Annotated in this window: 22 protein-coding genes and 1 pseudogene; 5 read left to right on the top strand and 18 right to left on the bottom strand. The window is 66.1% G+C overall.

Annotated features, from left to right (window positions below; translation table 11 throughout):
* Positions 1–122: 122 nt before the first annotated feature.
* A complete protein-coding gene (locus tag D580_RS0112715; protein WP_018954754.1) occupies positions 123–3,353 on the top strand; it encodes an EAL and GGDEF domain-containing protein in 3,231 nt (1,076 codons plus the stop codon).
* A gap of 82 nt (positions 3,354–3,435) precedes the next feature.
* The gene (locus D580_RS0112710; protein ID WP_018954753.1) at positions 3,436–3,642 is read left to right on the top strand and encodes a hypothetical protein; all 207 of its coding nucleotides are present in this window, start codon (positions 3,436–3,438) and stop codon (positions 3,640–3,642) included.
* Between the two features lie 220 nt (positions 3,643–3,862).
* Here D580_RS0112710 and D580_RS0112705 read toward each other — a convergent pair whose 3' ends face one another.
* The 12 genes from D580_RS0112705 to gspG form a co-directional block, all read right to left on the bottom strand.
* Positions 3,863–4,342, bottom strand: coding sequence for a DUF4019 domain-containing protein (locus D580_RS0112705; RefSeq protein ID WP_018954752.1), 480 nt, complete (start codon positions 4,340–4,342; stop codon positions 3,863–3,865).
* Positions 4,343–4,733: 391 nt separating this feature from the next.
* Positions 4,734–6,779, bottom strand: a complete 2,046-nt coding sequence (locus D580_RS0112700; RefSeq protein WP_231363556.1) for a TonB-dependent receptor family protein — start codon at positions 6,777–6,779, stop codon at positions 4,734–4,736.
* 114 nt (positions 6,780–6,893) lie between these two features.
* Positions 6,894–7,655 (bottom strand): outer membrane protein assembly factor BamD, encoded by a 762-nt coding sequence (locus D580_RS0112695; protein ID WP_269208103.1) that lies wholly within the window; start codon positions 7,653–7,655, stop codon positions 6,894–6,896.
* A 283-nt stretch (positions 7,656–7,938) separates the two neighbouring features.
* Positions 7,939–9,963 (bottom strand): PhoX family protein, encoded by a 2,025-nt coding sequence (locus D580_RS0112690; RefSeq protein ID WP_018954749.1) that lies wholly within the window; start codon positions 9,961–9,963, stop codon positions 7,939–7,941.
* Positions 9,964–10,117: 154 nt separating this feature from the next.
* The gene (locus D580_RS0112685; RefSeq protein ID WP_018954748.1) at positions 10,118–10,903 is read right to left on the bottom strand and encodes a type II secretion system protein N; all 786 of its coding nucleotides are present in this window, start codon (positions 10,901–10,903) and stop codon (positions 10,118–10,120) included.
* Positions 10,904–11,073: 170 nt separating this feature from the next.
* Positions 11,074–11,550: a type II secretion system protein GspM gene (gene gspM, locus D580_RS0112680; RefSeq protein ID WP_018954747.1), complete on the bottom strand. Its 477-nt coding sequence runs from the start codon at positions 11,548–11,550 to the stop codon at positions 11,074–11,076.
* Complete coding sequence (gene gspL / locus D580_RS0112675) at positions 11,547–12,785, bottom strand: type II secretion system protein GspL (RefSeq protein WP_018954746.1); 1,239 nt, start codon at positions 12,783–12,785, stop codon at positions 11,547–11,549. The genes gspM and gspL overlap by 4 nt, the downstream gene beginning before the upstream one ends.
* 311 nt (positions 12,786–13,096) lie before the next feature.
* Positions 13,097–13,894, bottom strand: a complete 798-nt coding sequence (gene gspK, locus D580_RS0112670) for a type II secretion system minor pseudopilin GspK (RefSeq protein ID WP_026289962.1) — start codon at positions 13,892–13,894, stop codon at positions 13,097–13,099.
* Positions 13,891–14,544 carry a type II secretion system minor pseudopilin GspJ gene (gspJ, locus tag D580_RS0112665; protein ID WP_018954744.1) on the bottom strand — a complete coding sequence of 218 codons (654 nt, stop codon included), beginning with the start codon at positions 14,542–14,544 and terminating at the stop codon, positions 13,891–13,893. The genes gspK and gspJ overlap by 4 nt, the downstream gene beginning before the upstream one ends.
* On the bottom strand, positions 14,541–14,951 hold the full coding sequence (gene gspI, locus D580_RS0112660; RefSeq protein WP_018954743.1) for a type II secretion system minor pseudopilin GspI: 411 nt from the start codon (positions 14,949–14,951) through the stop codon (positions 14,541–14,543). The genes gspJ and gspI overlap by 4 nt, the downstream gene beginning before the upstream one ends.
* Positions 14,948–15,505 (bottom strand): type II secretion system minor pseudopilin GspH, encoded by a 558-nt coding sequence (gene gspH / locus D580_RS0112655; protein WP_026289961.1) that lies wholly within the window; start codon positions 15,503–15,505, stop codon positions 14,948–14,950. The genes gspI and gspH overlap by 4 nt, the downstream gene beginning before the upstream one ends.
* A gap of 3 nt (positions 15,506–15,508) precedes the next feature.
* Positions 15,509–15,958 (bottom strand): type II secretion system major pseudopilin GspG, encoded by a 450-nt coding sequence (gene gspG, locus D580_RS0112650; RefSeq protein ID WP_018954741.1) that lies wholly within the window; start codon positions 15,956–15,958, stop codon positions 15,509–15,511.
* Between the two features lie 62 nt (positions 15,959–16,020).
* Between gspG and rrtA the strand changes: the two genes are divergently transcribed.
* The gene (rrtA, locus tag D580_RS0112645) at positions 16,021–16,602 is read left to right on the top strand and encodes a rhombosortase (RefSeq protein WP_018954740.1); all 582 of its coding nucleotides are present in this window, start codon (positions 16,021–16,023) and stop codon (positions 16,600–16,602) included.
* Here rrtA and D580_RS16340 read toward each other — a convergent pair.
* From D580_RS16340 to gspC, 6 genes are all read right to left on the bottom strand, one after another.
* Positions 16,533–18,725, bottom strand: a complete 2,193-nt coding sequence (locus D580_RS16340) for a S8 family peptidase (RefSeq protein ID WP_196799747.1) — start codon at positions 18,723–18,725, stop codon at positions 16,533–16,535. The two genes, rrtA and D580_RS16340, sit on opposite strands and share 70 nt — an antisense overlap.
* Before the next feature lie 4 nt (positions 18,726–18,729).
* On the bottom strand, positions 18,730–19,083 hold the full coding sequence (locus D580_RS0112635) for a hypothetical protein (protein ID WP_018954738.1): 354 nt from the start codon (positions 19,081–19,083) through the stop codon (positions 18,730–18,732).
* 2 nt (positions 19,084–19,085) lie between these two features.
* Positions 19,086–20,300 carry a type II secretion system inner membrane protein GspF gene (gene gspF, locus D580_RS0112630; RefSeq protein WP_018954737.1) on the bottom strand — a complete coding sequence of 405 codons (1,215 nt, stop codon included), beginning with the start codon at positions 20,298–20,300 and terminating at the stop codon, positions 19,086–19,088.
* Positions 20,301–20,411: 111 nt separating this feature from the next.
* Positions 20,412–21,968: a type II secretion system ATPase GspE gene (gspE, locus tag D580_RS0112625; RefSeq protein ID WP_018954736.1), complete on the bottom strand. Its 1,557-nt coding sequence runs from the start codon at positions 21,966–21,968 to the stop codon at positions 20,412–20,414.
* 23 nt (positions 21,969–21,991) lie between these two features.
* Entirely contained in the window at positions 21,992–23,962 is a 1,971-nt protein-coding gene (gene gspD / locus D580_RS0112620; protein WP_018954735.1) for a type II secretion system secretin GspD, read from the bottom strand.
* A 72-nt stretch (positions 23,963–24,034) separates the two neighbouring features.
* The gene (gene gspC / locus D580_RS0112615; RefSeq protein ID WP_018954734.1) at positions 24,035–24,943 is read right to left on the bottom strand and encodes a type II secretion system protein GspC; all 909 of its coding nucleotides are present in this window, start codon (positions 24,941–24,943) and stop codon (positions 24,035–24,037) included.
* Between the two features lie 288 nt (positions 24,944–25,231).
* Here gspC and D580_RS0112610 point away from each other — a divergent pair, with 288 nt between their 5' ends.
* Positions 25,232–25,732 (top strand): FHA domain-containing protein, encoded by a 501-nt coding sequence (locus tag D580_RS0112610; RefSeq protein ID WP_018954733.1) that lies wholly within the window; start codon positions 25,232–25,234, stop codon positions 25,730–25,732.
* Positions 25,733–25,868: 136 nt separating this feature from the next.
* Positions 25,869–26,096 (top strand): annotated as a pseudogene (locus D580_RS15565) (IS5/IS1182 family transposase); the annotation flags it as partial.

Genomic DNA, 26,096 nt, shown 5'->3' with positions numbered 1-26,096 from the left:
ACACCTATGCACTGCCTCAAGCCAATACGCCGCCCCGCAACGCCCTTGACTAAGCATCTTCGGTGCCTTGCAGGCCCCGCCATTCCCATGGGCGGCATCTGCGTGTCATCAAGGAGTCCCGTGTGAACGGCTGGGTGGAGTCCCACCTCGGCGTGATCTACCAGGTCTACGGCCTGTCCTTCTTTGTCCTCGGTGTCACCGCCTACCTCCTGCCCCGCCAGGACACCCGCCTGGGATTTGCCCGCCACCTGCCCTGGCTGGCGGCCTTCGGCATCCTGCACGGCACCCTGGAGTTCGTGGAGTGGGCCCGGCTGCAGGAGGGCGCCTCGCTCGGGCTGCAGCAATTCGCCCAACTGCTGCTGATCGTCTCCTACGTCCCGCTGCTGGAATTCGGCCGTCGCTGCATGGCGGACCGGCACCCCACCCCCTGGCTGGATCCGCGCCTGGTACACGGTGCAGCCGTGCTGGCCATGCTGGCCCTGACCCTCGTTGCGGAGCAGCGGCTCGAGGCCATGGCCGCCGGCGCACGCTATTTCATCGGCTTCCCCGGCGCGCTGCTGGCGGGTGTCGCCCTGCTGAGGCACCACAAGCCCGTCCCCGGGCGGATCGACGAGAGCAGCCGCCAGCGCAACCGACCCTACTGGATCGGCGCGCTGGCGGGGGCCCTGCTGGCCTATGGTCTGCTGACGCCCTTTCTCTCCGTCTCGCCCCAGGGCCTGCCCCAATGGCTGCCCACCCAGTGGGACTTCCTGTCCGCCACCGGCCTGCCCGTGCAATCGCTGCGTACCCTGTGCGCCATTACCGCGGCCATCGCACTGATGGCCCTGGTGCGGCAGGCCGGCGCCAGCAGCAACGAGGACCTGCTCAAGGTGCTCGGCACCATCGACGGCCTTATCTACCGCTGCAAGAACGACCCGGACTGGTCCCTGGTCTACCTGGCCGGCAATGTCGAGGAGCTGAGCGGCTACCGGGTCGAGGACTTTCAGAAGCCCGACGTGATCACCCTGGGCTCAATGACCCACCCCGAGGACAGGGGACCGGTCTGGCAACAGGTGCAGCAGGCGCTCAGCGAGAAACGCCCCTTCCTGCTGTCCTACCGCATCATCACACGCAGCGGCACACCGCGCTGGGTCCAGGAGCGCGGCCAGGGCATCTATGACGAGCAGGGCAACCTGCTGTTCCTGCAGGGACACGTGATCGACGCCAGCAAGCTGGTGGAGGTCAGCGAAGACCTGCGGCGTCAGCGCACGGCCCTGGAGGCCTTCAAGCGCACTCTGGACCTGACCCAGGACGCCGTATTCATGTTCGACGCCGAGACCCTGGAGTTCATCTACGTCAACCAGGGCGCGGCACAGCAGATGGGTCACAGCCCGGAAGAACTGCTCACCCTGCATCCCTATGACATCAAGCCGGAGTACCCCGAACCACGATTCCGTCGTTTCATCGAGGCACTGCACACCGGCGAGCGTGAACGGCTGATATTCGAGACCCTGCACCGCACCCGGGATGGCAGGGACGTGCAGGTGGAGGTCTCTCTGCAGCACATTGCCCTCCCCGACGAACGCCCCCGCTACGTGGCCATCACCCGGGACATCACCCAGCGCAAGGAACAGGAAAAATCACTGCTCAAGGCCCTCGCCGACCTGCAGGCATCGGAAAAGCGCCAGAAGGAACTGCTGGCCATCACCCGGCGAGAGCAGAGCCGCATGGCGGCCCTGCTCTCGGGCATGAGCATCGGCATCCTGTTCGAGGACAGTGACGGCCAGGTGGAGTACGTCAACCCGGCCTTCCGGCGCATGTGGGCCATCGGCGAGCAGGTGGAACTCATCGGTCGACCCAGCCGCGAGGTCCTGGAGCACTCCACTCACCGCTTCGCCCGGCCCGATCATGCCTCCAGGCACATCCTGCACGTCCTCGACACCCACGAGATCAGCGAGCGCTTCGAGGTGGACCTCTACGACGGCCGTGTGCTGACCCAGCTCTCCTACCCGGTGGCCGACCCTGACGGCCGCGTCATCGGCCGGCTGTGGATCTACGAGGACATCACACACGAACGCCAGACCGCCCAGCAGCTCATCTACCTGGCCCAGCACGACGCCCTCACCGGCCTGTACAACCGCCATCGCTTCCAGGAACACCTGGAACGCATGATCAGCAGCGCCCAGCGCAACAACGGCCGCTTTGCCCTGCTGTACTTCGACCTGGACGAGTTCAAGTACATCAATGACAGCTTCGGCCACCGGGCCGGCGACACCGTGCTGGTGCGCGCCGCCGGCGAGGTCTCGAGCCTGGTCCGCTCGGGCGAGGTGTTCGCGCGCCTGGGCGGCGACGAGTTCGCCCTGCTCGCGGAAATCCAGGGGCCAAGCGATTCCCTGCAACTGGCCGAGCGGATCGCCCACGCCATCTCCGCCATCCCGTTCCGGTTCCGGGGCAGCAACCTGCGCCTGACCGCCAGCATCGGCATCGCCCTGTTCCCCGAGCATGGCGACAACGTGGAGGACCTGGTGGCCCATGCGGACACCGCCATGTACCAGGCCAAGGGCAACGGCAAGAACACCTGGTCCCTGTACGACGCGAGCCGCAACCATTCCGAGGCCATGATGGCGCGCATGACCTGGCGCGGACGCATCGACCAGGCCCTGCAGCAGGAAACCCTGGAACTGCACTTCCAGGGCATCTACACCACCGCCGATGGCGCACTGAGTCACCTGGAGACCCTGGTGCGCATGCGCGACCCCGCCGACGGCGAGCGCCTCATCATGCCCGGTCAGTTCATCCCCGTGGCGGAGAAGACCGGCCAGATCCTGGAGATCGACCGCTGGGTGCTGCGCCAGAGCATCGAGATCCTGGCTGGCCACCCCGACCTGCCCGCCCTGGCCGTTAACGTCTCCGGGCGCAGCTTCGACGAGCCCGGCCTGCCCCAGTACATCCAGGACCTGCTCAAGCGCCACGACGTGGAGCCCAGGCGCCTGATCGTGGAACTGACCGAGACCGCTGCTGTCTCCGAGATGCAGGACGCCCAGCGCTTCATCGAGGCCCTGCACCAGGCCGGCTGCCTGATCGGTCTCGACGACTTCGGCTCAGGCTTCTCCACCTTTGCCTACCTGAAATACCTCGGCGTGCAGATCCTCAAGATCGACGGCATGTTCATCCGAGACCTGCCCAACAACCGGGACAACCAGGCCTTCGTCAAGGCCATGATCGACGTGGCCAAGGGACTGGACAAGCTCACGGTGGCGGAGTTCGTGGAGGATGCCGAGACACTCGCCATGCTGCGCGAGTTCGGCGTGGACATGGCCCAGGGCTATCACCTGGACCGGCCTTCAGCCGAGCTGCCCAAGCGATATCGCTGACAACAAGTCATTGCCCGCCGGGGTGAAATGTGTTGCTCAAGGCTTGATATACTTCCGTCACATTTTTAACCAGCGAAAGTCGATGCAGACGCCAAACGACCCGAAACGCCTTCACTTCATCCTGGGCAACGTGATCCTGGGCCTTGCCGCCGTGATGCTGCTGTTCATGGGGCATCTGTGGGAGATGATGGGCGCCTGGTCCCTGGTCCTGTGGATGGCCATGGCGGCCGGCGGGGTGTATCTGATCGCCAAGGACAAGGATATCGGGCCGGGTGGGCCGCCGAATTGAATGGCGTGAGGGGTGAGGGGTTAGGAGATAGGCGTGAAACCACCCCCACCCTGGCCCTCCCCCTGATGGGGAGGGCATTTTTTACTTGGGGTGGCGCTCTACCTGATGGGAAGCGGGTTTTTACTCGGGGTAGCCCCATCAGGGAGAAGGGGTTTGCGCTCAGGACACCTCACCCCTCACCCCTCTCTCCTCACCCCTCACCCCTCACGATTAAACACCCTCACTGCACGAAATAGCCCACCACCCGCCATTCGCTCTCTTCACGGGCGCAGACCACCAGCTCCGCGCCCTGGTCCTGCTTCTCGAACACGGAACGGTATTCGAACATCGCGTAGCGGCCTTCCGGCACGCCGGGCATGATGGTCTCGACGGTGTACTCGTGCAACCGGCGCTGGGTCACGGCGCCCATGTTCTCGCGCATCGCGGCCATGGCTTCGCCCCACTGTTCGGCGGTCAGTTCGGCCTTGAACAGGCTGCCCGCCATCGCCCAGGTGGCCTCGTGGTCGCCGGCATCCAGGCGCTCCAGCCAGGCGTCGACCACCGCCTGGACCTCGGGATCGTCCACCTGCACGGCGGACTGCTCCGCGCCGCCGGAGACGCCTTGCGCGCCGGCCTCCTCATTGGACGGCGACGAGCAGCCCGCCAGCCATGCCAGGGCAATCAACAGGATCAGGGACAGGGAAGCGTTGCGAATCCACATCTGGTCATTCCTCGGGTGTGATCGGTGAATCGGTGTCAGGCAGGCTGCCCGGAGTGCGGGAGAGCTTATCACGGCTGGGCGGGGCCGGTCCCGGCGCGGCGGTTCGGCCCGGGGTCGGGCCTCCTACTCAGGCAGCTCACGTAGGCCGGATAAGGCACAAGCCGCATCCGGCATTTCCCTGCACCGTTCGTCGGATGCGCTGCGCTTGTCCGGCCTAAACCAGCACCCGCTTAGGAGCGGCGACCCCGCCGCGAACAGGCGAGCCCGCCAACCGCGACCTCGGTCCGCATGCGGATCAGGTAGCTTGGGGTGAGGCACGAACCCCAACAGGGCGTTCATCGTTGCTGCCCTGTTGGACATCGCTGCACTCAGTCCAACCTACTCGCCACAGCTAGCGCCGGGTCACGTGCAGGCCGACGAAGAAGTTTCTGCCCGGCGCTGGCTCGTAATAGCGTCCAAAGGCCGCGTTGGGCCGGATGTTGGCGAAATAGCCCTGATCGAAAAGGTTGTTCACTGCGACAAAGGTTTCCACGTCCCAACCGTCCTGACGGAACACCCAGCCGGCGCGGGCGTTGAAGATCGCCGTCCCCGACACCCGCTCGGTGTTGGCGTTGTCCGCGTACTGGCGGTCCAGGGCCAGCATGTCGAGGATGTAGTAGTCCCGCCCCGGGCGCCAGGCGGCCTCCAGGAACAGCTGCTGGCGGGGGATGGCGGGCAGCTCACGTCCTGCCAGGTCCACGTCATTGACCTCGAATTCCCTGAAGGTGAAATCCGAATACGTCCACGCTCCGGTGAACGTCCACTGCGGTGAGGCGAACCAACTCAGGCCCGCCTCTAGGCCCTGGCGCCGGGTGCGTCCGGCGTTCTCGTAGTAGGTGCGCCCGTCGCCTTCCAGCTCGTAGGGCACCAGCTCGTCACGCACGTCCACCCGGAACACGGCCAGGTCGTACTGCAGCGCACCCGCGAATCCCTTAAAGCCCAGCTCCAAGTTGCGCGCCTGCTGTGGCTTGATCGCGGGGTTGAAGCCGCCGCCCGCCGGGTTGGCATATTCGGTGAAGGTGGGCGTCTCGAAGGCGGTGCCGAAGGCGCCGTAGATGCGATGCTGCGGATGCCAGGCGTAGCTCAGGCCTACGTACTGGCTGGTTTCCTGGAACGTGCGGCTTCCCGAATCATCGCCGTCGTTCAGGAATTGATCGTCCACGGCGAAGCGCACCCGATCGCGCCGCAGGCCCAGGGTGGTCTGCAGGCGCTCCGTGAGATCGACCTCCTGCTGCACAAACACACCGGCGGCCTCGGCCGTTTCGCGCTGCTCGAAGGTCAGGTCGCCACGCACCCCTTGCAGGTTTTGGAAGCGGCGCCGGTCATCCTGCTGGCGCTCCAGGTCCAGCCCCAGGGTCATGCGGCCGGGCAGACTACCCAGGTGGTTTTCCCGGGTGTACTGGACACCGGCGCCGTAGAACACACGGTCGTAACTGACCATGCCATCTCGGGCTCCAATCGCTGGACCAAAAGGCAAGCGGTTATCAAAGTTCCGCCAGGTGTGAAACACCCGCGCCTGCATCTGCTCACCCTCAGATAGATCACCTCGATAGACCAGACCAAGGCGCTCCTGGGTCACAGACTGCCCGGCATCGAAACGCAGGGCATTGGGGTTGGCCATGCGGCGATCCATGGCCACTTCTGTGGCGGTGAGCGCACCCGGATCATCGGTACGCGGGGCGTCCAGAAACGTGGCGAGCGCCGTCAGGCGGTGCCCCGCAGCGAGGTCCCAGTCAAGGCGCGAATGCAGCAGGCGCTTCTCCGCGACGCTGTGGTCCCGGTAGCCGTCCATGGCGAAGTCCCAGCCGCTCACGTGCCAGGCGAGGGCCTCGGCCTGCCCGCCCGCCTGCGCGCCGATGCGCCGGTAGCCGTCGCTGCCCGCCTCGAGGCGCGGCTGCAGGAAGGTCTCGGGCGGACCCGATCGGGTGGTGATGTCCAGTACGCCGCCGGTGGCGTTGCCGTGGAGCACCGAGGACGGGCCGCGGATCACCTCGATGCGTTCCAGAGCGGTGAGGTCGATGGCATCCACCTGGCTCTGGCCGTCGGTGGTGGTCTCGGGGATGCCGTCCACCAGCAGCTTCACGCCGCGGATGCCGAAGGCGGATCGGGCGCCGAAGCCGCGCATGGAGACACGCAGATCCTGGGCGAAGTTGTAGCGGTTCTGGGCCGTGACGCCGGGGATGCGCACCAGGGACTCGTCCAGCTGCAGGCCCTGGCGGGCCTGCTCCAGGTCTTCACGTTCCAGCACGCTCAGGGCGGCGGGGGTATCGAGCCAGGGACGTTCCAGGCGGGGGGCCGTGACAGTGAGCGGTTCCAGACGCTGGGTCTCGGCCGCCAGGGTCAGCGGCAGGCTCAGCGCGGCGCACAGCAGGGTGGACTGGTACGGACGTGGAAACATGACCATGGATCGGTGAAAAGTCGGTGGACCAGCCTGCCCCGACCGTTGCCCGAATGCAAATGACCCCGCCCCCGTGTACGGCAAGCGCCTGCGCGGGGAGGGGCGGATCGGCGGCTATTGCAGCGTCTGCAGCACCGGGTGCCCCGGCCAGTCCGACTCCAGTCGATACAGGTGTGTCCGGGCGGCCGCCTCCTCGCCCCGGGCCCGGTGGGCATTGATCAGCGCGGCCAGTGCGAAGGGCGCGGACTCGGTGGCGGCGTAGTGGTTGAGGACGTAGTTGGCCCGGGAGATCACCGCCTGGTGGCGGCCTGCCTGCAGGTCGGTGGCGATGGCCTCCAGCTCCAGGCGCGCCAGCCCTTCACGCAGGTCCGTCAGCATCATGCGCAGATCACTGGCATAGGCCGTTTGTGGATACCGGCCCACCAGCACCCGGATGCGACCGAAGGCCTGGCGCGCCTGGGCTGCGGAACGTACCGCCGGCGTATCCGCTGGCAATTCCTTCCAGCGGGCATAGGCGACCAGGGCGTGCAGATACCGGCCGTACTCCTCCGAGGCATGCCCCGGGCTCTGCTCGAGGTAGGTGATGACCAGTTCCTCGGCTTCGGCAAGATCGCCTCCGCTCAGGCAGGCGTAGGCGGTTTCCAGCCGGGCATCGGGCAGGCGAGGGCTGTTCGGGAATTGCGCCTGCATGGTTTGCAGGGCCTGGCGCGCGGCACCGCAGTCGCTGGCCGCCACGGCCTCGGAGACCGCCCGGTAGGCTGCCGCATCGTCATCGCCGGGACGCACGCCCTGTGTTGCGCAGCCGGCAAGCAGGACACTGACCAGCATGGCCGTCAGCCATACCCTTCCATACACCCTCAAGCCGTCAATGTGCATTCCGATCCCGTTCCGGTTTCAAACGATGGCCCATCATAGCGGCAATCCACTGGAGACTTCATCTGCAACTCCCAGACCCTGACCTGCACTCACGTTGAGCGGATAAGCGCAGCGCATCCGCCAATGACCTTGGCCTTGGCACGAGCCGGATGCGGCTGCGCCTTATCCGGCCTACGCATCATTCCCCTTGCACCTTCAAAAAAACGGCCCGCACGAGGCGGGCCGAGACAATCGGAGGAGATGGAAAGACCGGGCATCCCTGCCCCTTCGATTTCATCCGTAATCAGCTGCCGATCACACCACCGTCGTCCTTGGTGATGATCACGGTGGCGGAGCGAGCGCGGGCGTTGCCGCCGTCGGGCCAGTTGGAGGCCAGCTGCGGGAAGGACTCGCCGCCTTCGCCCGGGTGCTGGATGTTGATGAACATGGTGCGGTTGTCGGGCGTGGTGATACAGCCGGTCACTTCCTGGCCCAGCGGGCCGACGAAGAAGCGGCGGATCTCGCCGGTGTAGGGATTGGCCGCCAGCATCTGGTTGTTGCCGAAGCGATCCTGCTCCGCACGCTGCTGACCACCGCCCATGTCCGTCTGGATCCACATCACACCGTTGTAGTCGATCCACAGGCCATCCGGGCTGGCGAAGATGTTGGTTTCGTCCAGGGGTTCGCCATCCAGCTTGCGGCTGTCTTCCACCGGACCAGCCAGGACGAAGATGTCCCAGTTGAAGCGCAGGGCCCAGGGGCGGTTGCCCTGCTCACGCCAGCGGATGATGTGACCGAAGGCGCTGTTGGCGCGGGGGTTGGCCGCATCCACAGGGTTGGTTGCGCCACCACGGGTGGAGTTGTTGGTCAGGGTGAAATAGACCTCGTTGGTCTGGGGATGCACGGCACCCCACTCGGGACGGTCCATCTTGGTGGCACCCACCACGTCAGCGGCCAAGCGGGTGTTCACCAGAACGTCGGCCTGATCCTTGAATTCCACACCGGCGGCGGCCGCGGCATCGCGGAAGGCCTTGTCCTTGATGTCCAGGGCGCGCCATTCACCGGTGCCATCATCGTTGAACACGGCCACGTACAGGGTACCCTTGTCCAGGATATCCCCCTTGGTGCGGCCGGGCTGGTAGCGGGCCTCGGTGACGAACTTGTAGATGTACTCATTGCGGGCATCGTCACCGGCATAGAAGGTCAGGGGCTGGCCGTTCTGCACGGGGGCGAACACCACGCCCTCGTGGGCGAAGCGGCCCAGGGCGGTGCGCTTGACCGGGGTGCTGGTGGGATCGAAGGGATCGATCTCCACGATCCAGCCCTGGCCGTTGGGTTCGTTGCGGTAGTCCTCAGTGGCGCTGTTGCCCTTCACGGAGGCGTCGAAACGGGCGTACTCGTCGATGTGGGTGACGGTATCCCAGCGGTAGCGGCTGTTGCCGGTGGCCACACCGTAGCGGGCGTGCTCACGGGGGCGACCGGTACGGTTGGCGAAGTAGCCGGCCCAGTTCTCCTCGCAGGTGAGGTAGGTGCCCCAGGGGGTGAACCCATGGGCGCAGTTGTTGAGGGTGCCGCGGGTCATGGTGCCGTCGGGGCTGTACTTGGTCTTCACCAGGTCGGAGCCGCGCACCGGGCCACTGATCTTCATGGGGGTGCTAGCGGTGATACGCCGGTTGTACTTGCCCTTCACCACTTCCCAGTCGCCGTGGGCCACTTCGCGCACTTCCACGATGGACACGCCGTGGGCGGCCACCTCCTTGCGCACCTCATCCTCGATTACGCGCACACCACCCACCAGGGTGGGACCGTTGGGGTGCATCTTGGGCTGATCGATATACTCATGGTTCATGCAGATCAGACCGTGGCGGTTGGCCTCGTCACCTTCACCGAGAGGGAAGAAGTGAATGCCGTCATGATGACTGCCGATCTGACATTCCTGGTCGGCACCGGTATTCAGACCACCGTCCAGGTACTCGGGGTAATCGCCGCAGATGGGCGTGCCCCAAGGCAGGAAGGGCTTGGCGGTGTAACCGGGAGGCACGACGGTGGTATCGGCGATGGACACCGGTACTGGCTCAAAGCCCAGTTCACCCTTCAGGCCGAATGGCGCACGGGCCTGGGCCTGGGGCGGCAGGAAACCGGGGGCGGCCAGGGCACTGGCGCCGGTGCCGGCGAACACGCCGGCCACGGCGGCGGCGATGCCGCCGCGCATCACGTCGCGGCGGGACATACGACGCGCGAGGATGTCGGCGAACAGGGGATTATTGGAGGTGTTGCTGGGGATCTCGTCCCCGTCGGTGGCGTGCAGCAGTTCGGTCTTGTCGTTCACGGTAGGGCTCCCTTTGCCTGAACCATGGATGGGTTGGGTTGCAGGCGGGAACTCTAGGGCGTGAATACGACGTGAGGATTTAAGGTCTGTGGAAGTTCGATGAATCGGGAATCCTGTCACACAAGGCGATCTATCCTTTTCGTGACGATTCGATTTAAAGCCTGCCGGAGAAGCGCACCGGCACACGCCCGTCACGCCCCGGGTTGCCGATCATGCGCAGGGCCTGGCCGATGTTGGGATGGGCGCCGTCGCGAGTGCCGGCCACACCTTCCACCCGGTAGCCACTGGCGACGGAGATCTCGGCGACCCCCTCGGCGATCAGCGGGCCGCCCTGGTCCTGGATGCTGAGACGCAGACCGCCCTCGCCGGTATCAGAGATCTCGGCGCGCAGATCGCCCAGGGGCAGCGGCTCGGGCATGCCGGCCGCGGCATCGATCCAGCCCAGCACGCCGCGGGCCTCACGCACCTGGCCGCTGTAGGCCAGCTGCAGGCGCTCCAGATCCAGCACCAGCCGGCCGTTCACCCGCACCGGCCAGGTCATGAAGGGCGCCACCACCGGCGCGGCGGGCATATCACCCCGCACCCCCGCCAGCACCACCGTGCCGGGCCCCACGGCCACGTGTGCGGACACGCGACCACCCTGGGGTCGTGCCTCCAGATCCCAGCCCAGGCGCATGGCCAGCAGGCTGGAGAACGTGGCACGCCACTGCAGATCGTTCACCTGCAGGCCACCGGGCAGCACGGCGCGCGCGGCCGTGCCGTTCCACAGGGTGCCCGTGATGCCCTGCACTTCCACGCCCGCCGGCACCATGCCCCTTGCACGAGCCTGATCCCAAGCGAGTCCCGCCGGCAGCAGGGTCAGCAGAAACAAGCCGTAGGCCAGCAGCCCGATGATGAGCCAAAGCAGCCAGCGGCGCTTGTGGGTGCGTTCGGTTTTCAAATCGGATGTCTCAGTTGTTCGTAAGGGGGGGGCGGGAGGTGTCAGGCGACAGGTGTTGAATCGTGGGTCGGGCTTCAGCCCGACACAGCGGTGGCTCCGAACCACACCGCAAGTCGGGCTGAAGCCCGACCCACGTCGAACATGTTTTCCTTCCCACTTCCCACTTCCACTCACCCTTCCAGGGTGAGCCTCGCATTGACACGCCCCGGTGCCGCCTGGCGATCCACCACCAGGCTGGTGGCGCGGATGCCGTGGCGGGTCTCCAGGGTGCCCAGCCAAATCATCAGTTCATCAAAGGGTGCGTCCTCCAGCCAGACGCGCACGGTGTTGGCACCCTCCGGCTGAACGCGGCGCACGGTACCGCCGAGTTGACCCTCGCGCACGGTGCGGTCGATCAGGCCGAGCAGGGACTGGCCGGCGGGCGTCGCGGTGCGACCTGTCGCTGCCGTGGCGCGCAGCTGCGCGGCGGCCTGCTGCATCCAGCTCGCGTCCGCCCGCTGCGCGACCAGGGTGCGCTCCAGGCGCTCGGCACGGTCATGGAGCGGCTGCCAGATGAGCATGTAGGGCAACAGGAGGCACAGCAGCGCTCCGCCCACCATCAGGATGCGGCGATCCCTCTGGGTCAAACCTTCCCACCAGGCCTTCATGAGCCAACCCTCCGGATCTGGATGCGGCTTTCCACGCCATCATCACGGGCACTGGCGGACTGGATCTCCACCGCCCAGGCCGCATCAGCCTCCAGTTCCTGCTTGAGACGGTCCAGGCTCTGCAGGCTGTCCAGCTGCAGGTCCAGTTCCATCTGACCGGGGCGGTAGCGCAGGCTCTGGATGCTCAACCCCGACAGCCGGGTCAGGACCGTGGCGGTGTGCGCCAGGATCTCGCCCAGGTCCTCCGGTCCGGTTGCACCCGCCTCGCGGCCTCGGCCGGCCAGGGCGCTCTCCAGCTGGCGGCGGGGGTCACCACCGGCGCGACCGCCGGGTACGGCTGTCTCGTAGATCTCGCGCATCTGCGCGTCCAGGGCGGCGCGCTCGCGCTCCATGCGCTGGATGTCCACCACCACCAGCGCCACCTGGACCAGGGCCCAGGCCGCCAGCACCGCAGCGGCCGCGCGCCAGGGGCGCCACAGCCGGCCCAGCTGCTCACGCCGGCTGTAGGGCCCGGTGAGCAGGTTGAAGGGCAGCTTGGCCGGCAGCTGTCGGGCGATCTCCTCGAGCAGGGTCGCCTCGCTGTCGCGCCATTGCAGGGTCAGTCCTTCGAGTGCCTCCAGTCCCTGGTCGGTGTCCCGGGCCGGGCCATGGCGCACCACTTCCAGCTGAGCGGGACGTGCCTCCTCGTCGGTCTCCTCCAGGCGCAGCCGCACCAGCAGGGCGGCGTTGTCACGGTCCAGGGCCATGCCCTCCCCCGGCCCCGTGCTGAGCCAGGCCGAGTCATGCTCCAGCCACAGCAGCCAGCCCTCGCCATGGGCGGGCAGGAGCGCCGTCTCCGGCACCAGGGATCGGGGATCGAGTCCGGCCTCGCGCAGCTGCTCGCGCCACTGGTCCATCTGGCTGCAGGACACCACGGCCACGCTGATGCTGTCATCCGGCAGGCGCGCACCCGGCACGCAGTGCAGGCTGTCCACGTCGCCGGCCAGCTGGTCTTCCAGGGCATAGGGCAGCGCCCGGGCCAGGGCGCGGGGATTGCGCGCCGGCACCCGTGCGCGGGTGAGCAGGACCTCGGGGCCGGGCGCAAGCGCCACCACGGTCTGACCCTTGGCGCGCTCTGCCAGAGCGGCGAGGCTATCCTGCCCCGCCTCGCGGATCGCACCCGCGGCATCCCGCAGCACGAACTGTGCAGCCCCGTCCCCTTCGGGCAGGCGCAGCAACAGGGTCTGTTGGTTCATGGCAATGCGCACCGATTCATATTGCTCGTCCAGATGATTACATCGATCACTGACTTCGAATTGCTACGAGTGAATCGAAAACCTATTCTCTCACGGAGGCACGGGGACACGGAGTAAGATCCATCATTGCGCATTCCCCGTGTCTCCGTGTCACTGTGAGAGGACCGCTTTTCGTAAGTTCGAGCATGTGATGTTGGACATACGCATCCCCAATACATCCTTCTCCATGCCATCAGACTCGTAGGTCGGGCTTCAGCCCGACCCACGATTTCTTGTCTCTTGCATCTTGTATCTTGCCTCTGCGCCTTCCTTCAATCTTCACACATCGACTGGCTGCGCCACACCACGCTGATGTTGCCGGTGTCCAGCAGGCTGCACAGCAGGAAGCGCCGCCCGCCCAGTTCCGCATGCACGCCCAGGCGGAAGAACCGCGAGGCCACCACCTCGCCACGATCCGGGAACGCGTCCTGCAGCACCTCTTCGGCGAACTCCAGGTTCATGGTGGTGCCGGTGGCGGGCAGGGCGGTGACGTAGGGCGACAAGGCCTGCCAGAGTTCATTGTTCATGCCCTGCACCCGGCGCAGTTCCGCGGCCACGATCATCGGGCGGTTCGCGCTCAGGTACGGCGGCGTCGCCAGCCGATAGTACGGATCATCGGTCTCCGGATTCATCCAGTCGCGCACCGCCGCGGTGAGTCCCTCCGGGTCCAGGGACAGGTCCGGGGTCCGGGAGCGCACACCCTCCAGCAGTCGGATGAAACCATTGGCCGCCGCATCGTCCCGCGCCGCCAGGTTGTTGAGGTTGAACCGGCAGTGCATGTCCTCGAGCCAGATCTCCATCTGCGCCTCTTCAAGGGTCACCCACAGGGGGGGAGAGATACAACCCTCCCAGGGCAAGTCGCGGTCATCCGAGGACAGCAGGCGCAGGGCATAGCCCTCGGCGGCCAGCGCGATGAGGTAGGCCTGATCCTGGCCCAGCATGTTGCCCGCGCGGCGGATGTCCAGGTGCTGGCGTGCCACCATGGCCACCGCCGCCAGGGTGGCCAGCACCACCACCAGCAGCGCGGTGATCAGGGCCACGCCCCGTTGCCGACGCGGTGCGGTTCTCATGGCAGCGCGAACCAGCGGGTCAGCTGCTGGCCGTCCTGGCGTTCCAGCGTCAGCTCCACCGCACGGGGCAGGGCCTCGGGTGCCAGGGGATTGATCTCCAGGGGCCAGGTCTCGGCCACGGCGAACTGGCCGGTCTCATCCACGTAGTGAAAACGCAGGGTCCAGGCACGCACGCCCTGTACGGGCTCTTCCCCCTCGGCACTCGCCTCGCCCATCAAGGGCATCCGCCCCTGGGGTTCGGCGGGATCGGCACCGTCGAGCACCGTCCAGGTGAGCCGGTAGAGACGGTCCTCGCGGATCTCCCAGGCCACCCGGTGGGCGCCGAAGGCACCCCCGGCGCGCACCAGTTCCAGGCGCGGCTGATCGCTGAAGGGGCTGAAGCGCAGGGGCGCCATCGGGTCGCCGAATTGATCGCGCACCGGCCGGGCCACCACCTGCTCGAAGTCCCGCCCCAGCAGGGTGAAGGCCATCTGCAGCTCGTTCAGGCTGCGCGAGGCCCGGTCCGTATGCTGGCGGGAATCCAGCACCGCGCTCAGCCCCCCGTAGGCCATCATCGCCACCACCGCAAACACCGCCATGGCCACCAGCAGCTCCAGCAGCGTAAAGCCGACCTGCCCATTGGCCTTTGAAGCGCCTTGCCGCTGGTTCATAAAATGAACCCCACCACCCTGGCCAACGGCTCCCGGTCGCGGTCATCCCGATCGCGCACCTCCACCTCCACCCTCAGCAGGCCGCCCAGGGTGAAACCTTCCACGTCCACGCTGGCCTCGCTGAGGGTGGCCCGCCAGTACCAGGTGCGCTCGCCCATCTCGCTCGCCCCTTCCCGACTGCCCAACTGGCGGGGCTCCATGCCGATGCGGTAGCGGGTGAGCACATTCATGCCCACCCAGTGGGCGTGCGTGCGGTCGCGCAGGTAGGCGGCGTTGGCGGCATTCTCGCTGCCCACCTTGATGAGTGCGCCCATGGCCACCGCCAGGATGACCACCGCCACCAGGACTTCCAGCAGGGTGAAGCCGCGCTGTCCGCGCGGGCGTCTCGGGCCAGGGCAAAGGATCATGTACGAGCGCCCCGGCGCAGTTCGATGCGCCCGCCGGGCAGGCCGCGCACCACCCACGAGGCCTGCCGCGCCCCCTCGGTGATGATCTCCAGTTCGAAGGCGGTCATCTCGCCGCTGGGTCCGATGATGATCTGCGCGCCAGGATTCTCGGCTTGCCGCGGCAGGCTGACCCGGGTGCCTTCCACATACAGGGCGAAGGAGATCCCTAAGTCTTCCAGGTCCCGCCGGCGCAGGGTCTGATCGTCCTCCACGGGCAGCCATTCGTAGGTCCGGTCGCCGACCCGGTAACGTCGCAAGAACACGTAGGCGTATTCGGTGAAACCCAGGGCCTGTTCCCGGGCGGTGAGGATGCCCTCGTCGCGCACCAGTTCAAGCAGTGCGGTGACCCGGCGGGCCTCCTGCTCCACCACCCGGTCCTGCCCGCCCCCGCCCATGCTGATCACCGCGAAGCTGGCCATGATGCCGATGATGAACACCACCACCATCACCTCGATGAGGGTGAAGCCCCGCTGCGGTGTGCGCAGCACGGGCCGATGGGCGGGCAAGGGGATCACGGATCAGTTGATGTTCCAGTTGCCGATGTCGGCATCCGCGCCATCACCACCGGGACGGCCGTCCGCGCCGAGGCTGTAGATGTCGATCTCGCCATGGCGACCGGGATGGGCGTATTCGTAGGGGTTGCCCCAGGGATCCATGGGCAGGCGGTCCAGGTAGCCGCCGGCACGCCAGTTGCGAGGCTCGGGCGACGTGGTTGGCCGTTCCACCAGGGCGCGCAGGCCCTGCTCGGTGGTGGGATAGCGGAAGTTGTCCAGCCGGTAGAGGTTCAGGGCCTGTTCCAGGGTGCGAATGTCGTTGCGCGCCTTGGCGATACGGGCCTCGTCGGGCCGGTCCATGATGCGCGGCACCACGATGGCGGCCAGAATGCCGAGGATCACGACAACCACCATGACCTCGATGAGGGTGAAGCCGCCCATGCGGCGGGGTTTGTGTGCGATGCTGTAGTTCATGATTCGATCACTACCTCGTTCGTTCCTGTTTCGATAGTCTGACACTTTGTCATGGCGGCTGCATGAACAACCCGGCAAAACCGCGCCTGGCACGCTGGGCGCTGCCTCTCACGCTGGCCCTGGCCGCCCTGCTGGCCCAGGCCTTCGGCGGCCTGGAGGCCCTGCGGCTGGAGCGGGGACTCTGGCTGGAACAGCCCTGGCGGCTGGTCACCGGCCAGCTCATGCACCTGGGCTGGATTCATCTCGCCATGAATCTAGCTGGGCTCACCCTCATCTGGTTCATCCTTGCCCGCAACCTCTCGCCGGCACAATGGTGGCTGACGGTGCTGATCTGCGGGGCGGGCGTGAACCTGGGACTGCTGGCCTTTTCACCTACGGTGGCTTGGTACGTGGGCCTGTCCGGCATCCTGCACGGCCTGTTGGCGGCCGGCGCCCTGGCTGGTTTAAAGCGCCAGCCCTGCCTGGGCCTGCTGCTGCTCGGCCTGATCGCCAAGCTCGCCTGGGAGCAGTCCACCGGCCAGGACCCCGGCATCGCGCAACTCATCGGCGGCGCGGTGATCGTGGAGGCGCATCTTTACGGGGCGCTGGCGGGGGTGGCCGCGGGGGGATACCTTCTGCTACGCCGAACACACAGACCCGTATAAGCAAACAAGATTCCGAACAGCCAGAACGAGAGCACACCACCACCGCCACCACTGCTGACGGCACGTGTGGTACTCGTCAATTCCGCACTCTGGCTGCCCACGGTCACGGTGGTGACCGTCAAAGTCTCCCCCGTAGCGGCTGACCGGTGACGCACACAAATGTCGCCATCAGGTGCCACATAACCCGGTTCCGTCGTATAGCCCGCAGTCACACAACCCAGGCTGTACTGCCCACCCACAACACTCACCCGGGCGGGAGCATCGATACCAGTGATAGTCACAGGCTCAGAGACAACCCACACAGCTGGATCAACCCCAGCCTTGGGCAGAAAGTCGGTCAACGGATCCGGATCGGTGTTCGCCGGACCCGTCATGCTCACGAATGCAGCTCGGTAATTGCCTACGGTCACCAAGGTGGCGGCAGGATGATCAGGGAGGGCAGATGCTGTGTGACGCAAACAGAGACTATCACCATCGGACACAGTTCCATCTGCCGTGGTGAAACTTCCGTCGCATCCTTCGAGACTGTACTCTCCACCCTGCACGCTGATCTGCAAGGGATCCCCGGCAATGTTCACTACCACCTCTGCAGAGGTCACAATCTGCGACTTGCCGACACCCTCCAGCGGCGCAAAGTCGAACAGCGTTCCTGGACGCCCTTCAGCGTCGGTGACCGAAGCAACGGCCAAGGCAGCATTGACGATGCCAGAGCCGCAAATTACTGACGTGCAACTGGAACCTTCCGGAAATTGGGTCACATGATTGGTATCTGTGATCAACTCGAATAGCTGTTGCTGAGTCAAATCAGGGGCACGACTCAACAATAGTGCTGCGACGCCAGACACAATAGGCGCAGCCATACTTGTTCCGGAGTAGAATGCGTAGGCATCTGCTGATGGATATTTAGTACCTGAATCAATCGTAGAAAGTATCGAAATCCCAGGCGCTGCCACATCAACAGCTGATCCGTAATTACTCGATTGCTGTAAATTGAAAACAGCCCTTTGCCCGTTTCTGTCCGTTGCTGCCACAGTCAGCACGCCATTGCAACTGGCGGGCGCCATGGGGCTTGTATCCAAGTTCGAGCCAGAATTGCCCGCGGCAGCGACAACTAACACATCGAGCTCTAACGCGTCATCAATGGCCCGCTGCCATGTCCTGCCTCTTTCTTCTTGAGTACATTGCCCGCCGCCGAGACTCAGATTGATAATCCTGGCGGGATACGGATTGGGTGGGAGGGCCTGATCATCCACACCGGCAGCCCAGCGGATTGCATCTGCAATGTCTGAGACATATCCGCCGCACTTACCCAGCCCCCTGACCGGAAGAACCATTGCCCCCCAACTTACTCCCGCCACACCTATCCCATTGTTTGAAGCTGCCCCGATGATGCCGGCCACATGAGTTCCATGCCAGGAACTGTTGTAGGCCTTATCCACAGGGCAATCCGGTCTGGACACCTCTCTTTCGGTGACCCAGTCGCCTGGATCTGTAGCATTACGATCACGCCCATCTCCATCATTGGCGGTAAAAAATTCCCCACTAATATCTTCGCTTACGAAGTCATAGCCCGGCAGCACCTTACCGACCAGATCTTCATGGGTGAATCGAATACCCGTATCCACTACCGCCACTACCACGGCATCACCGGTGGTTTCAGCCCATGCTACGGGTGCATTGATGCCATAGGGCTCATTGTTGAGAGAATCCAAATACCACTGCCTAAGCGCGTTCGGATTCGGATCATCATAAAGCGGGTCGTTCGGCTCCAGCGCTGGGAAAACTCGCGCATCCGGCTCCGCATACTCCACCCCCGGCAACCGCGCCATGGCCTCGGCCATGGCCTGCACCTGTTCCAGGGGCATGGCACGAGGCAACCGCACCACGTCGGCACCGCCGGACATGGCGCGCAGGTAGACCACCTCGTGGCCGACCGCGACTGACAACGCCGACACCCGCTCACGGGCGCGGGGTGCCGGCGCGCCGTCGGCCAGCACAGCCGGACGCATGGGCTCGCTCACCTTGATGATGATCCGGTCGGTGGGGGTTGCATGAACGGTCGAGACAGCCAGGCAGATCAACGCCAAGGCGAAGATGCCCAAGGTCTTGCGCGCTTGCTTCATGGACCTATTCCGGGGACTGGTGCGTGACGCGGCGGTCTTCTTCCGCATACGCGATGGCGGGATCGGCCGCCAGCCGCTGGAGGATGGCCTCTATCCGTGACAGGGGCACCGGCTCGGCGGTGACCAGCACGTGTCCTCCACCGCTCATTGGACGCACATGGACCAGTTGCGTTCCAGCGGCCCTGGACAGACGGTCGAGGCCCTCCGACGAGGCTGGGTCAAGGCCGCCCTCCGGAGTCGGCATGACGATGATGCGCAGGATGCGCGCCTCCTCCTCAGAAGGGGAGACATCCAGTCGGCAGCCCGAGGCGGCCAGGGCCAACAGTGCTGCCAGAAACACGCGACGACGTCCATCCATGTTCAGTTCACCAGCTGGTTGAGTTCGAAGATGGGCAGCAGGATGGCCAGCACGATCACCAGCACCACCAGGCCCATGACCAGGATCAGCACCGGCTCCAGGATGCCCATGAGCATGCCGATGCGCGATTCCAGTTCCCGCTCCTGGTTCACCGCCGCGCGCTCCAGCATGGCGTCCAGGCTGCCGCTGGCCTCGCCGCTCTTGATGAGATGCACGGTGATGGGCGGGAAATAGCCGGTGCGCTCCAGGGCGTTGCCGATGCCGGAGCCCTCGCGCACCCGCTGGGCCACGGTCTGGATGGCATCGCGCATGGGCAGGCTGGCCACCACCTGGGCGGAGATGCGCAGGGCCTCCAGCACGGACACGCCGCTGGCGGAGAGGATGGACAGGGTGCGGGCGAAGCGGGCGGTGTTCATACCCCGGGCCATGCGCCCGGCCAGCGGCATGCGCAGGATGATCCGGTGCCAGGCGGTACGCGGTCCGGGCTTCTTGAGCAGCCAGCCGGCGGCCATGCCGGCCAGCACCAGGCCGAGCAGCATCCACAGGCCGTAGTCCCGCAGGCCGTCACTGACAGCGATCAGGGTGCGGGTCAGCCAGGGCAGCTCCTGGCCGATACCCTCGAAGACCTGCACCACCTCCGGCACCACGTAGGCCAGCAGGGCGATGGTCACCAGCAGCGCCATGGCGGTGAGGATGGCGGGATAGAACAGGGCCAGCTGGATCTTCTGGCGCATCTGCTGGCGGTTTTCCGTGTAGTCGGCCAGACGCTCCAGCACCACCTCCAGGTGGCCGGACTGTTCGCCCGCCTCCACGGTGGTGCGGTAGATGTCGGGGAACACGTGGGGGAAGTCGGACAGGCCCCGGGCCAGGGTGTGCCCCTCCATCACCCGGGTGCGTACCGCCATGAGCATGCTGCGAATGCGCGGCTTCTCGCTCTGGCGCGCCACCGTGCCCAGGGCCTCCTCGATGGGCAGGCCGGAACGCACCAGGGTGGCCAGCTGGCGGGTGAGCAGGGCCAGGTCCATGGCGCTGATGCCACGGCCCAGACCCGGCATGCGCACGCGGCGCCCTTCCCGGCTCTTGACCTCCTCCACCTCCAACGGCGTGAGCCCGCCCTCGCGCAGCTGCTGACGCACCTGGCGCGGCGTGTCCCCTTCCAGGACGCCCCGGACCTCGCGGCCTTTGGGGTTCAGGGCGGTGTATTCAAATGCGGGCATTTGAATACAGTGGCAAGTGGCTAGTGGCTAGTGGCAAGGCACAGCAAAAGGCACGGTTTCGCGCTGTGCGCGAAAGCAGTTTCCTTGCCACTAGCCACTTGAGACTTGCCACTAGTCTTCCTTCGTCACACGCAGCACTTCCTCCACCGTGGTCTGGCCGGCGAGGACGCGGCGCCGGCCGTCGGCGCGGATGCTGGGGCCGTGGGCGCGGGCGTGGCGTTCCAGTTGCTGCTCGCCGGCGCCGTCGTGGATCAGGTTGCGCAGGGCATCGTCCACTTCCACCAATTCGTAGATACCGGTTCGGCCACGGTAGCCGAGGCCGTTGCAGTGGTCACAACCCACGGCGCGATAGAGGGTGGGCGGCGGCTCCTTGGCCAGGCCGATCAGCTCGCACTCGGTCTCGCCGGCCGCATAGGGCTCCTTGCACTGCTCGCACAGCACGCGCACCAGGCGCTGGGCCAGGATCGCCACGACGGTCGAGGACAGCAGGAAGGGCTCCACGCCCATATCCCGCAGACGGGTGATAGCACCCACGGCGGTGTTGGTGTGCAGGGTGGAGAGCACCAGGTGACCGGTCAGCGAGGCCTGCACGGCGATCTGCACCGTCTCCAGGTCGCGGATCTCGCCCACCATCACCACGTCCGGGTCCTGGCGCAGGATGGCGCGCAGACCCCGGGCGAAGGTCATCTCCACCTTGGGGTTGATCTGGGTCTGGCCGATGCCGTCGAGATCGTACTCGATGGGGTCTTCCACGGTGAGGATGTTGCGGCTGCGGTCGTTCAACTGGGTGAGCACCGCATAGAGGGTGGTGGTCTTGCCGGAACCGGTGGGGCCGGTGACCAGGATGATGCCGTGGGGCCGGTGGATGGCGCGCTGCATCACCTTGAGGGTGCGGTCATCCATGCCCAGCTGCACCAGGTCCAGGCGCCCGGCCTGCTTGTCCAGCAGACGCAGCACCACCCGCTCGCCGTGACCGGAGGGCAGGGTGGAGACACGCACGTCCACGGCCCGACCGGCCACCTTGAGCGAGATGCGTCCGTCCTGGGGCAGACGCTTCTCGGCGATGTCCAGGCGCGCCATGACCTTGATGCGCGAGGTGATCAGCGGCGCCAGCACCCGGGGCGGTTCCAGTACCTGGCGCAGCACGCCGTCCACGCGGAAACGCACCGTGAGGCGATTCTCGAAGGGCTCGATGTGGATGTCCGAGGCGTTTTCCTTCACCGCCTCCGTGAGCAGGGCGTTGATGAGCCGGATGATGGGCGCGTCATCCTCGGTTTCCAGCAGGTCCTCGGGCTCCGACAGACTGCGCGCCACGCTGTCCAGGTCTTCCTCGCCCATGTCGCCCATGAGCTGCATGGCGTCGCTGGAGCTGCGCTCGTAGCGTTCCCGCAGCAGGGCGTCGAAGCGCGCGTCGCTGACCGCCTCGATGCGCAGGGGACAGCCCAGATGCCGTCGCAGCTCCGCCAGGGTCTGGCTGCTCACCGCCTGCCTGCAGGCGATGCTCACCGGCTGGCCGGGTGAAAAGGTCTCCTGCAGGATGACCACGCCGTGGCGGCGGGCGAAGCCGAAACTCAGGCCCTGCTCCGGGCCCGGGATCTGGGCCGCCAGTTCCTCGCGCAGTTCGCCGGTCAGGCCGGCGTTCTCCAGGGTTGGGGATGGACTGCTCATGTGCGTCTGTTCAGGGCAACTTTTCAGGGGCGGGCCGGCGGTGGCCTCACGTCGATGGTGTTGCCCGTAGCGGGTGCACTGACGGCCTCGTAGGGCGGCGGCAGGCTCAGCAGTTCCTCCCACGGGGGCAGCACGGGCGCCACGTCTCGGGACATGAACAGCGCGCCCCGCTCGCGGGCGTCCAGCTGCTGAGCGCGGATGTAGGAATACTTGGACTCGGTCAGCCGTTGGTTGGTATCGACGTCGCGCACGATCACCGGATGCAGGAACACCATCAGGTTGCGCTTTTCCTTGCGCGCAGTGTCGTAGCGAAACAGCCGGCCCACGCCGGGGATGGAACCCAGGCCGGGCACCCGGTCCTGGGTCTGCACCAGCACGTCGTCGATCAGTCCACCCAGCACCACCATCTCGCCGTCGTCCACCATGACGATGGTGCGCAGGCTGCGCTTGTTGGTGACCAGGTCCGCGGCGGCGGTTGCGCCGGCTGCCACCTGGGAGACCTCCTGCTCGATCTCCAGACGGATGGAATTGCCCTCGTTGATCTGGGGTTTTATGCGCAGCTTCACGCCCACGTCCTGACGCTGGATGGTGTCGAAGGCCTGGCCCGACTGCTCGATGGAACGGCCGGCGATGAAGGGCACGTTCTGGCCCACCACGATCTCGGCCTCCTCGTTGTCCAGCGTCATGAGGCTCGGGGTGGAGAGGATGTTGCTGGAGGAGTCCCCGGCCAGGGCGCGCAGCAGGGCGGCGATGGTGGTGGAGCCGGAGGTTCCGATACCGCCCAGGAAGGCGCCGTCGCCGAGGTTCGGCGGGGTAGCCACAGCCCCCCGCAGGAAGGCATCGATGCCACCCGCCACACCGATGATGCCCGAGCCGCTGCGATTGAAATTGATCACCCCCACGCCGCTGTTGGGGTTGCCCACGCCCCACTGCACGCCCAGTTCGGCGACCTTGTCGTAGGAGACCTCTGCGATCACCGCCTCCACCAGCACCTGGGCGCGGCGCACGTCCAGCTGCTGGATCACGGCGCGCAGGTCGCGCACCACGTCGGGCGGGCCGTTGATCACCAGGGCGTTGGTGCTCTCGTGGGCCTGGATGTTCACGCCGCCGGGACCCCGGCCGTCCCGGGCCTCGCCGCCCGGAAGATCCATGCCCGCGACCAGACCCTTGAGCACCTCCGCCATGTCCGGCGCGTTGGCATAGCGCAGATAGATGACCTGGGCGTTCCCGCCCTCGATGCGCGTGTCCAGGTGGGAGATCATGGCGCGGATGGCTACACGCCGCTTGGGATCGCCCCCCAGCAGGATGCTGTTGGTGCGCTCGTCGGCCACCATCTGCACCTGGCCGCGGCGGCCCTCGCCGCTGTGCAGGCTGGTGAGCACGCGCACCACCTCGGCGGCGGAGGCGTGACGCAGGGGGATCATCTCCATGTCCTCCCGGCCGTCCAGGTCGATGCGCGCCACCAGCTCGGCGATGCGCTGGGCATTGGCGGCGCTGTCGGAGACAATCAGCACGTTGGATTCGGCGGAGGCCACCAGGTGGCCGCTCTGGGGCACCAGGGGACGCAGGATGGGCACCAGCTGGGCGGCGTCCACGTGGTCCACCTTGATCACCCGGGTGACGTACTCATCGCCCGTACCGACGCGCGGCGGCGCGACCGTGGGCACCTCGGTCTGCTTGGCCTGCACCTCGGGTATCAGCTTCACCACGCCGTCACCGGGCACGGCGGCAAAGCCGTGGATGCGCAGCACCGAGAGGAAGATCCGGTAGAGCTCCTCGCGCTTCACCGGCGCGCCGGAGATCACCGTGACGCGGCCGCGTACCCGGGGATCCACCACGAAGTTGGTGCCGGTCTGCTCCGAGACCATGCTGATCAGGGCCTGGATGTCGGCCTCCTTGAAGTTCAGCACCACGGTGTCGTTTTCCTGGGCCAGTGCCGGCTGCGCCAGCCACAGCGCCAACAGGATCACCACCCGGCCAAGCCATGGGCGCATCACACCGCTCCCCGCAAACAATGCATCGTTATCTCACCTTGTCGGCCCCGAAGCGGGGCATGGATGAGACCGTCACGGTCCCACCTGTATGACCACGGACTCCGGACGTCCGTTGCGTTCGATATCCAGCCGCAGCTCGGTGGCGCCGGCCAGCTGTTCCATCATCGCCGCCGGATCGGTCATGCCAGCGATGGTCACGCCGTTGATGGAGGTGACCACGTCCCCCGGACGCAGACCCGCCTGGCGGAACGCCCGCGCGTCCCGGCGCGGGGAGATGGCAAAGCCCCGGATCGAACCATCCTGCATCACCGGCTGGGCCTGCACCATGTCGAACAGGGTGCGCGGATCTTGAAGCCACTGCTGACGGGTGGCCTCTGGGATCGAACCGGGCTGACTACCGGGCTGAGCCATGGGCTCCGGCACCAGGACCGCCGGCGCCTCGCCGGACAGGGGCGCGTCCCGGGGCAACCTCAATTGTTCGAAACGTCCGGCCCGCCGCAGCACCACCCGGTCCCCGTGCACCTGCTCCAGGGTCGCGCCGCCGGGCAACTCCGCGCCCACGGCGTAATGCCGTTCATTGCCGCGTTCATCGGCGATCAGCGCGATACCCCGTTCCACCGGTGTAGCGGCCACCACACCCTTGAGACTGAGATTCAGGCGCGTATCCGGCGTATCCACGGGCACCGCCACGGCTGCCTCATCACGCACCTCGGCCTGGCCGAACAGGTGCAATCCCGCCACCCGGGCCAGGGCCGAGGCCGCAGGCGACTCGGCGCTGCCAGCCGCGGCCACCTGGGTCGGCGCCACCATCGGCGCCGGCAACACCAGAGGCGCGGGCGCCAGCAGGGCCCAGGTCAGTCGGGCCAGGGCATAGGCCAGCAGCAGGATCAGAAACACGGTCACCCAGCCCGCCAGACGCGTGACATTCACCCGCTCCTGGAAGCGGGTCGCCAGCCCCATGGGCAGCTGCGCCAGGCTCATGGACGACAACCCACCCGGGCACGGTCCTGGCCAGATCGTGTCTCAATGCTCATGATCCCGAGTGTACTCCCCGCACGCAGACTGTTTCTATAGTACATACAGACACATCGGGCACATGCTTTCAAAATACCATGAAGTCGGGAGGCAGCGATCAAGCAGCAGGGTCGGGCATTATTGGTTGAGGAGATGACAAGGGCATGACGACCAAGTCAGTGAGACACATGCCGTTTTTGCATCGGGCTTGGTTATACTTTTGCTATCGACCCCACTCGCGAGGCGCTGGCAGTGATGGATATCCGCAGACGTGGCGAGAGACGCAACTGGCGCCGCCGACCTGAATATCCCTTCCGGGACAGCACCGGGGAATGGGTGACCCAGAACCGCCGCCGGGTCGTGGAACGCCGTATGCGCCTGGGTATCGACGAGATCCTCGAGCAGGACCATCACCTGGGGAACCTGCTGCTGCACTACCGCGAGCAGGTCATCAACCTGAGCCCCCGGCCCGAATCCTTCATCCTCGGTCGCCGGCAGCAATGCAACCTGGTACTGGACCAGGACTACGTCTCCCGGGAACATGCCCGGATCGCCTTCAAAGACAACGGCTTCGTGCTGATCGATCAGAGCCTCAACGGCACCTACATCCGCCTGCAGAACGGCGAGGTGGTGTTCCTGCACCAGGAGTCCCGGCCCCTGACCGGCTCGGGCTATCTCAGCCTGGGCCGCCCCCTGAACGAGAACGGCGACAACCTGATCTACTTCTTCTGCCGCGAAGGCACCAAACAGCCCTGATCCCAGGCATAAACGCCCCGAGGGCCAGGCTCCTGCCGGGCAAACACCTGCCTCGCAGGAGCCCGGCCCTCCGGGCGAATCACGTCTGAAGGGCTAGGAGCCTGGGCGGTAGAAACCTGCAGCGTTAGAATTGGCTATGCCGACGACCTACCGCCCCTACAATCCCGATCAGCAGTTACTGTTGCCCGCGTCGCTCAAGGAGTGGCTTCCGGAGCAGCATTTGGCCTACTTCGTCTCCGATGCGGTGGACGCCTTGGATCTCACGGCGTTTCATGCCCGCTATGAAGGCGATGGCAGGCGCCGACAGCCGTTTGATCCGGCGATGATGGTGAAGGTGCTGACGTATGCCTACGCCAACGGGGTG

Origin of the sequence: Thioalkalivibrio sulfidiphilus (genome assembly GCF_000377945.1) — a bacterium.
In the GTDB taxonomy this organism is placed as follows: Bacteria; Pseudomonadota; Gammaproteobacteria; order Ectothiorhodospirales; family Ectothiorhodospiraceae; genus Thioalkalivibrio_A; species Thioalkalivibrio_A sulfidiphilus_A.
This window is presented reverse-complemented; position numbering and strand designations above follow the sequence as displayed.

What these genes read in the sequence shown, in the direction of transcription:
- D580_RS0112710 (WP_018954753.1), top strand. Translation starts at nt 3,436, where the DNA reads ATGCAGACGCCAAACGACCCGAAACGCCTTCACTTCATCCTGGGCAAC.
- D580_RS0112705 (WP_018954752.1), bottom strand. Translation starts at nt 4,342, where the DNA reads ATGTGGATTCGCAACGCTTCCCTGTCCCTGATCCTGTTGATTGCCCTG.
- D580_RS0112700 (WP_231363556.1), bottom strand. Translation starts at nt 6,779, where the DNA reads ATGTTTCCACGTCCGTACCAGTCCACCCTGCTGTGCGCCGCGCTGAGC.
- D580_RS0112695 (WP_269208103.1), bottom strand. Translation starts at nt 7,655, where the DNA reads ATGCACATTGACGGCTTGAGGGTGTATGGAAGGGTATGGCTGACGGCC.
- gspM (WP_018954747.1), bottom strand. Translation starts at nt 11,550, where the DNA reads ATGAAGGCCTGGTGGGAAGGTTTGACCCAGAGGGATCGCCGCATCCTG.
- gspL (WP_018954746.1), bottom strand. Translation starts at nt 12,785, where the DNA reads ATGAACCAACAGACCCTGTTGCTGCGCCTGCCCGAAGGGGACGGGGCT.
- gspK (WP_026289962.1), bottom strand. Translation starts at nt 13,894, where the DNA reads ATGAGAACCGCACCGCGTCGGCAACGGGGCGTGGCCCTGATCACCGCG.
- gspJ (WP_018954744.1), bottom strand. Translation starts at nt 14,544, where the DNA reads ATGAACCAGCGGCAAGGCGCTTCAAAGGCCAATGGGCAGGTCGGCTTT.
- gspI (WP_018954743.1), bottom strand. Translation starts at nt 14,951, where the DNA reads ATGATCCTTTGCCCTGGCCCGAGACGCCCGCGCGGACAGCGCGGCTTC.
- gspG (WP_018954741.1), bottom strand. Translation starts at nt 15,958, where the DNA reads ATGAACTACAGCATCGCACACAAACCCCGCCGCATGGGCGGCTTCACC.
- rrtA (WP_018954740.1), top strand. Translation starts at nt 16,021, where the DNA reads ATGAACAACCCGGCAAAACCGCGCCTGGCACGCTGGGCGCTGCCTCTC.
- D580_RS16340 (WP_196799747.1), bottom strand. Translation starts at nt 18,725, where the DNA reads ATGAAGCAAGCGCGCAAGACCTTGGGCATCTTCGCCTTGGCGTTGATC.
- D580_RS0112635 (WP_018954738.1), bottom strand. Translation starts at nt 19,083, where the DNA reads ATGGATGGACGTCGTCGCGTGTTTCTGGCAGCACTGTTGGCCCTGGCC.
- gspF (WP_018954737.1), bottom strand. Translation starts at nt 20,300, where the DNA reads ATGCCCGCATTTGAATACACCGCCCTGAACCCCAAAGGCCGCGAGGTC.
- gspE (WP_018954736.1), bottom strand. Translation starts at nt 21,968, where the DNA reads ATGAGCAGTCCATCCCCAACCCTGGAGAACGCCGGCCTGACCGGCGAA.
- gspD (WP_018954735.1), bottom strand. Translation starts at nt 23,962, where the DNA reads ATGCGCCCATGGCTTGGCCGGGTGGTGATCCTGTTGGCGCTGTGGCTG.
- gspC (WP_018954734.1), bottom strand. Translation starts at nt 24,943, where the DNA reads ATGAGCCTGGCGCAGCTGCCCATGGGGCTGGCGACCCGCTTCCAGGAG.
- D580_RS0112610 (WP_018954733.1), top strand. Translation starts at nt 25,232, where the DNA reads ATGGATATCCGCAGACGTGGCGAGAGACGCAACTGGCGCCGCCGACCT.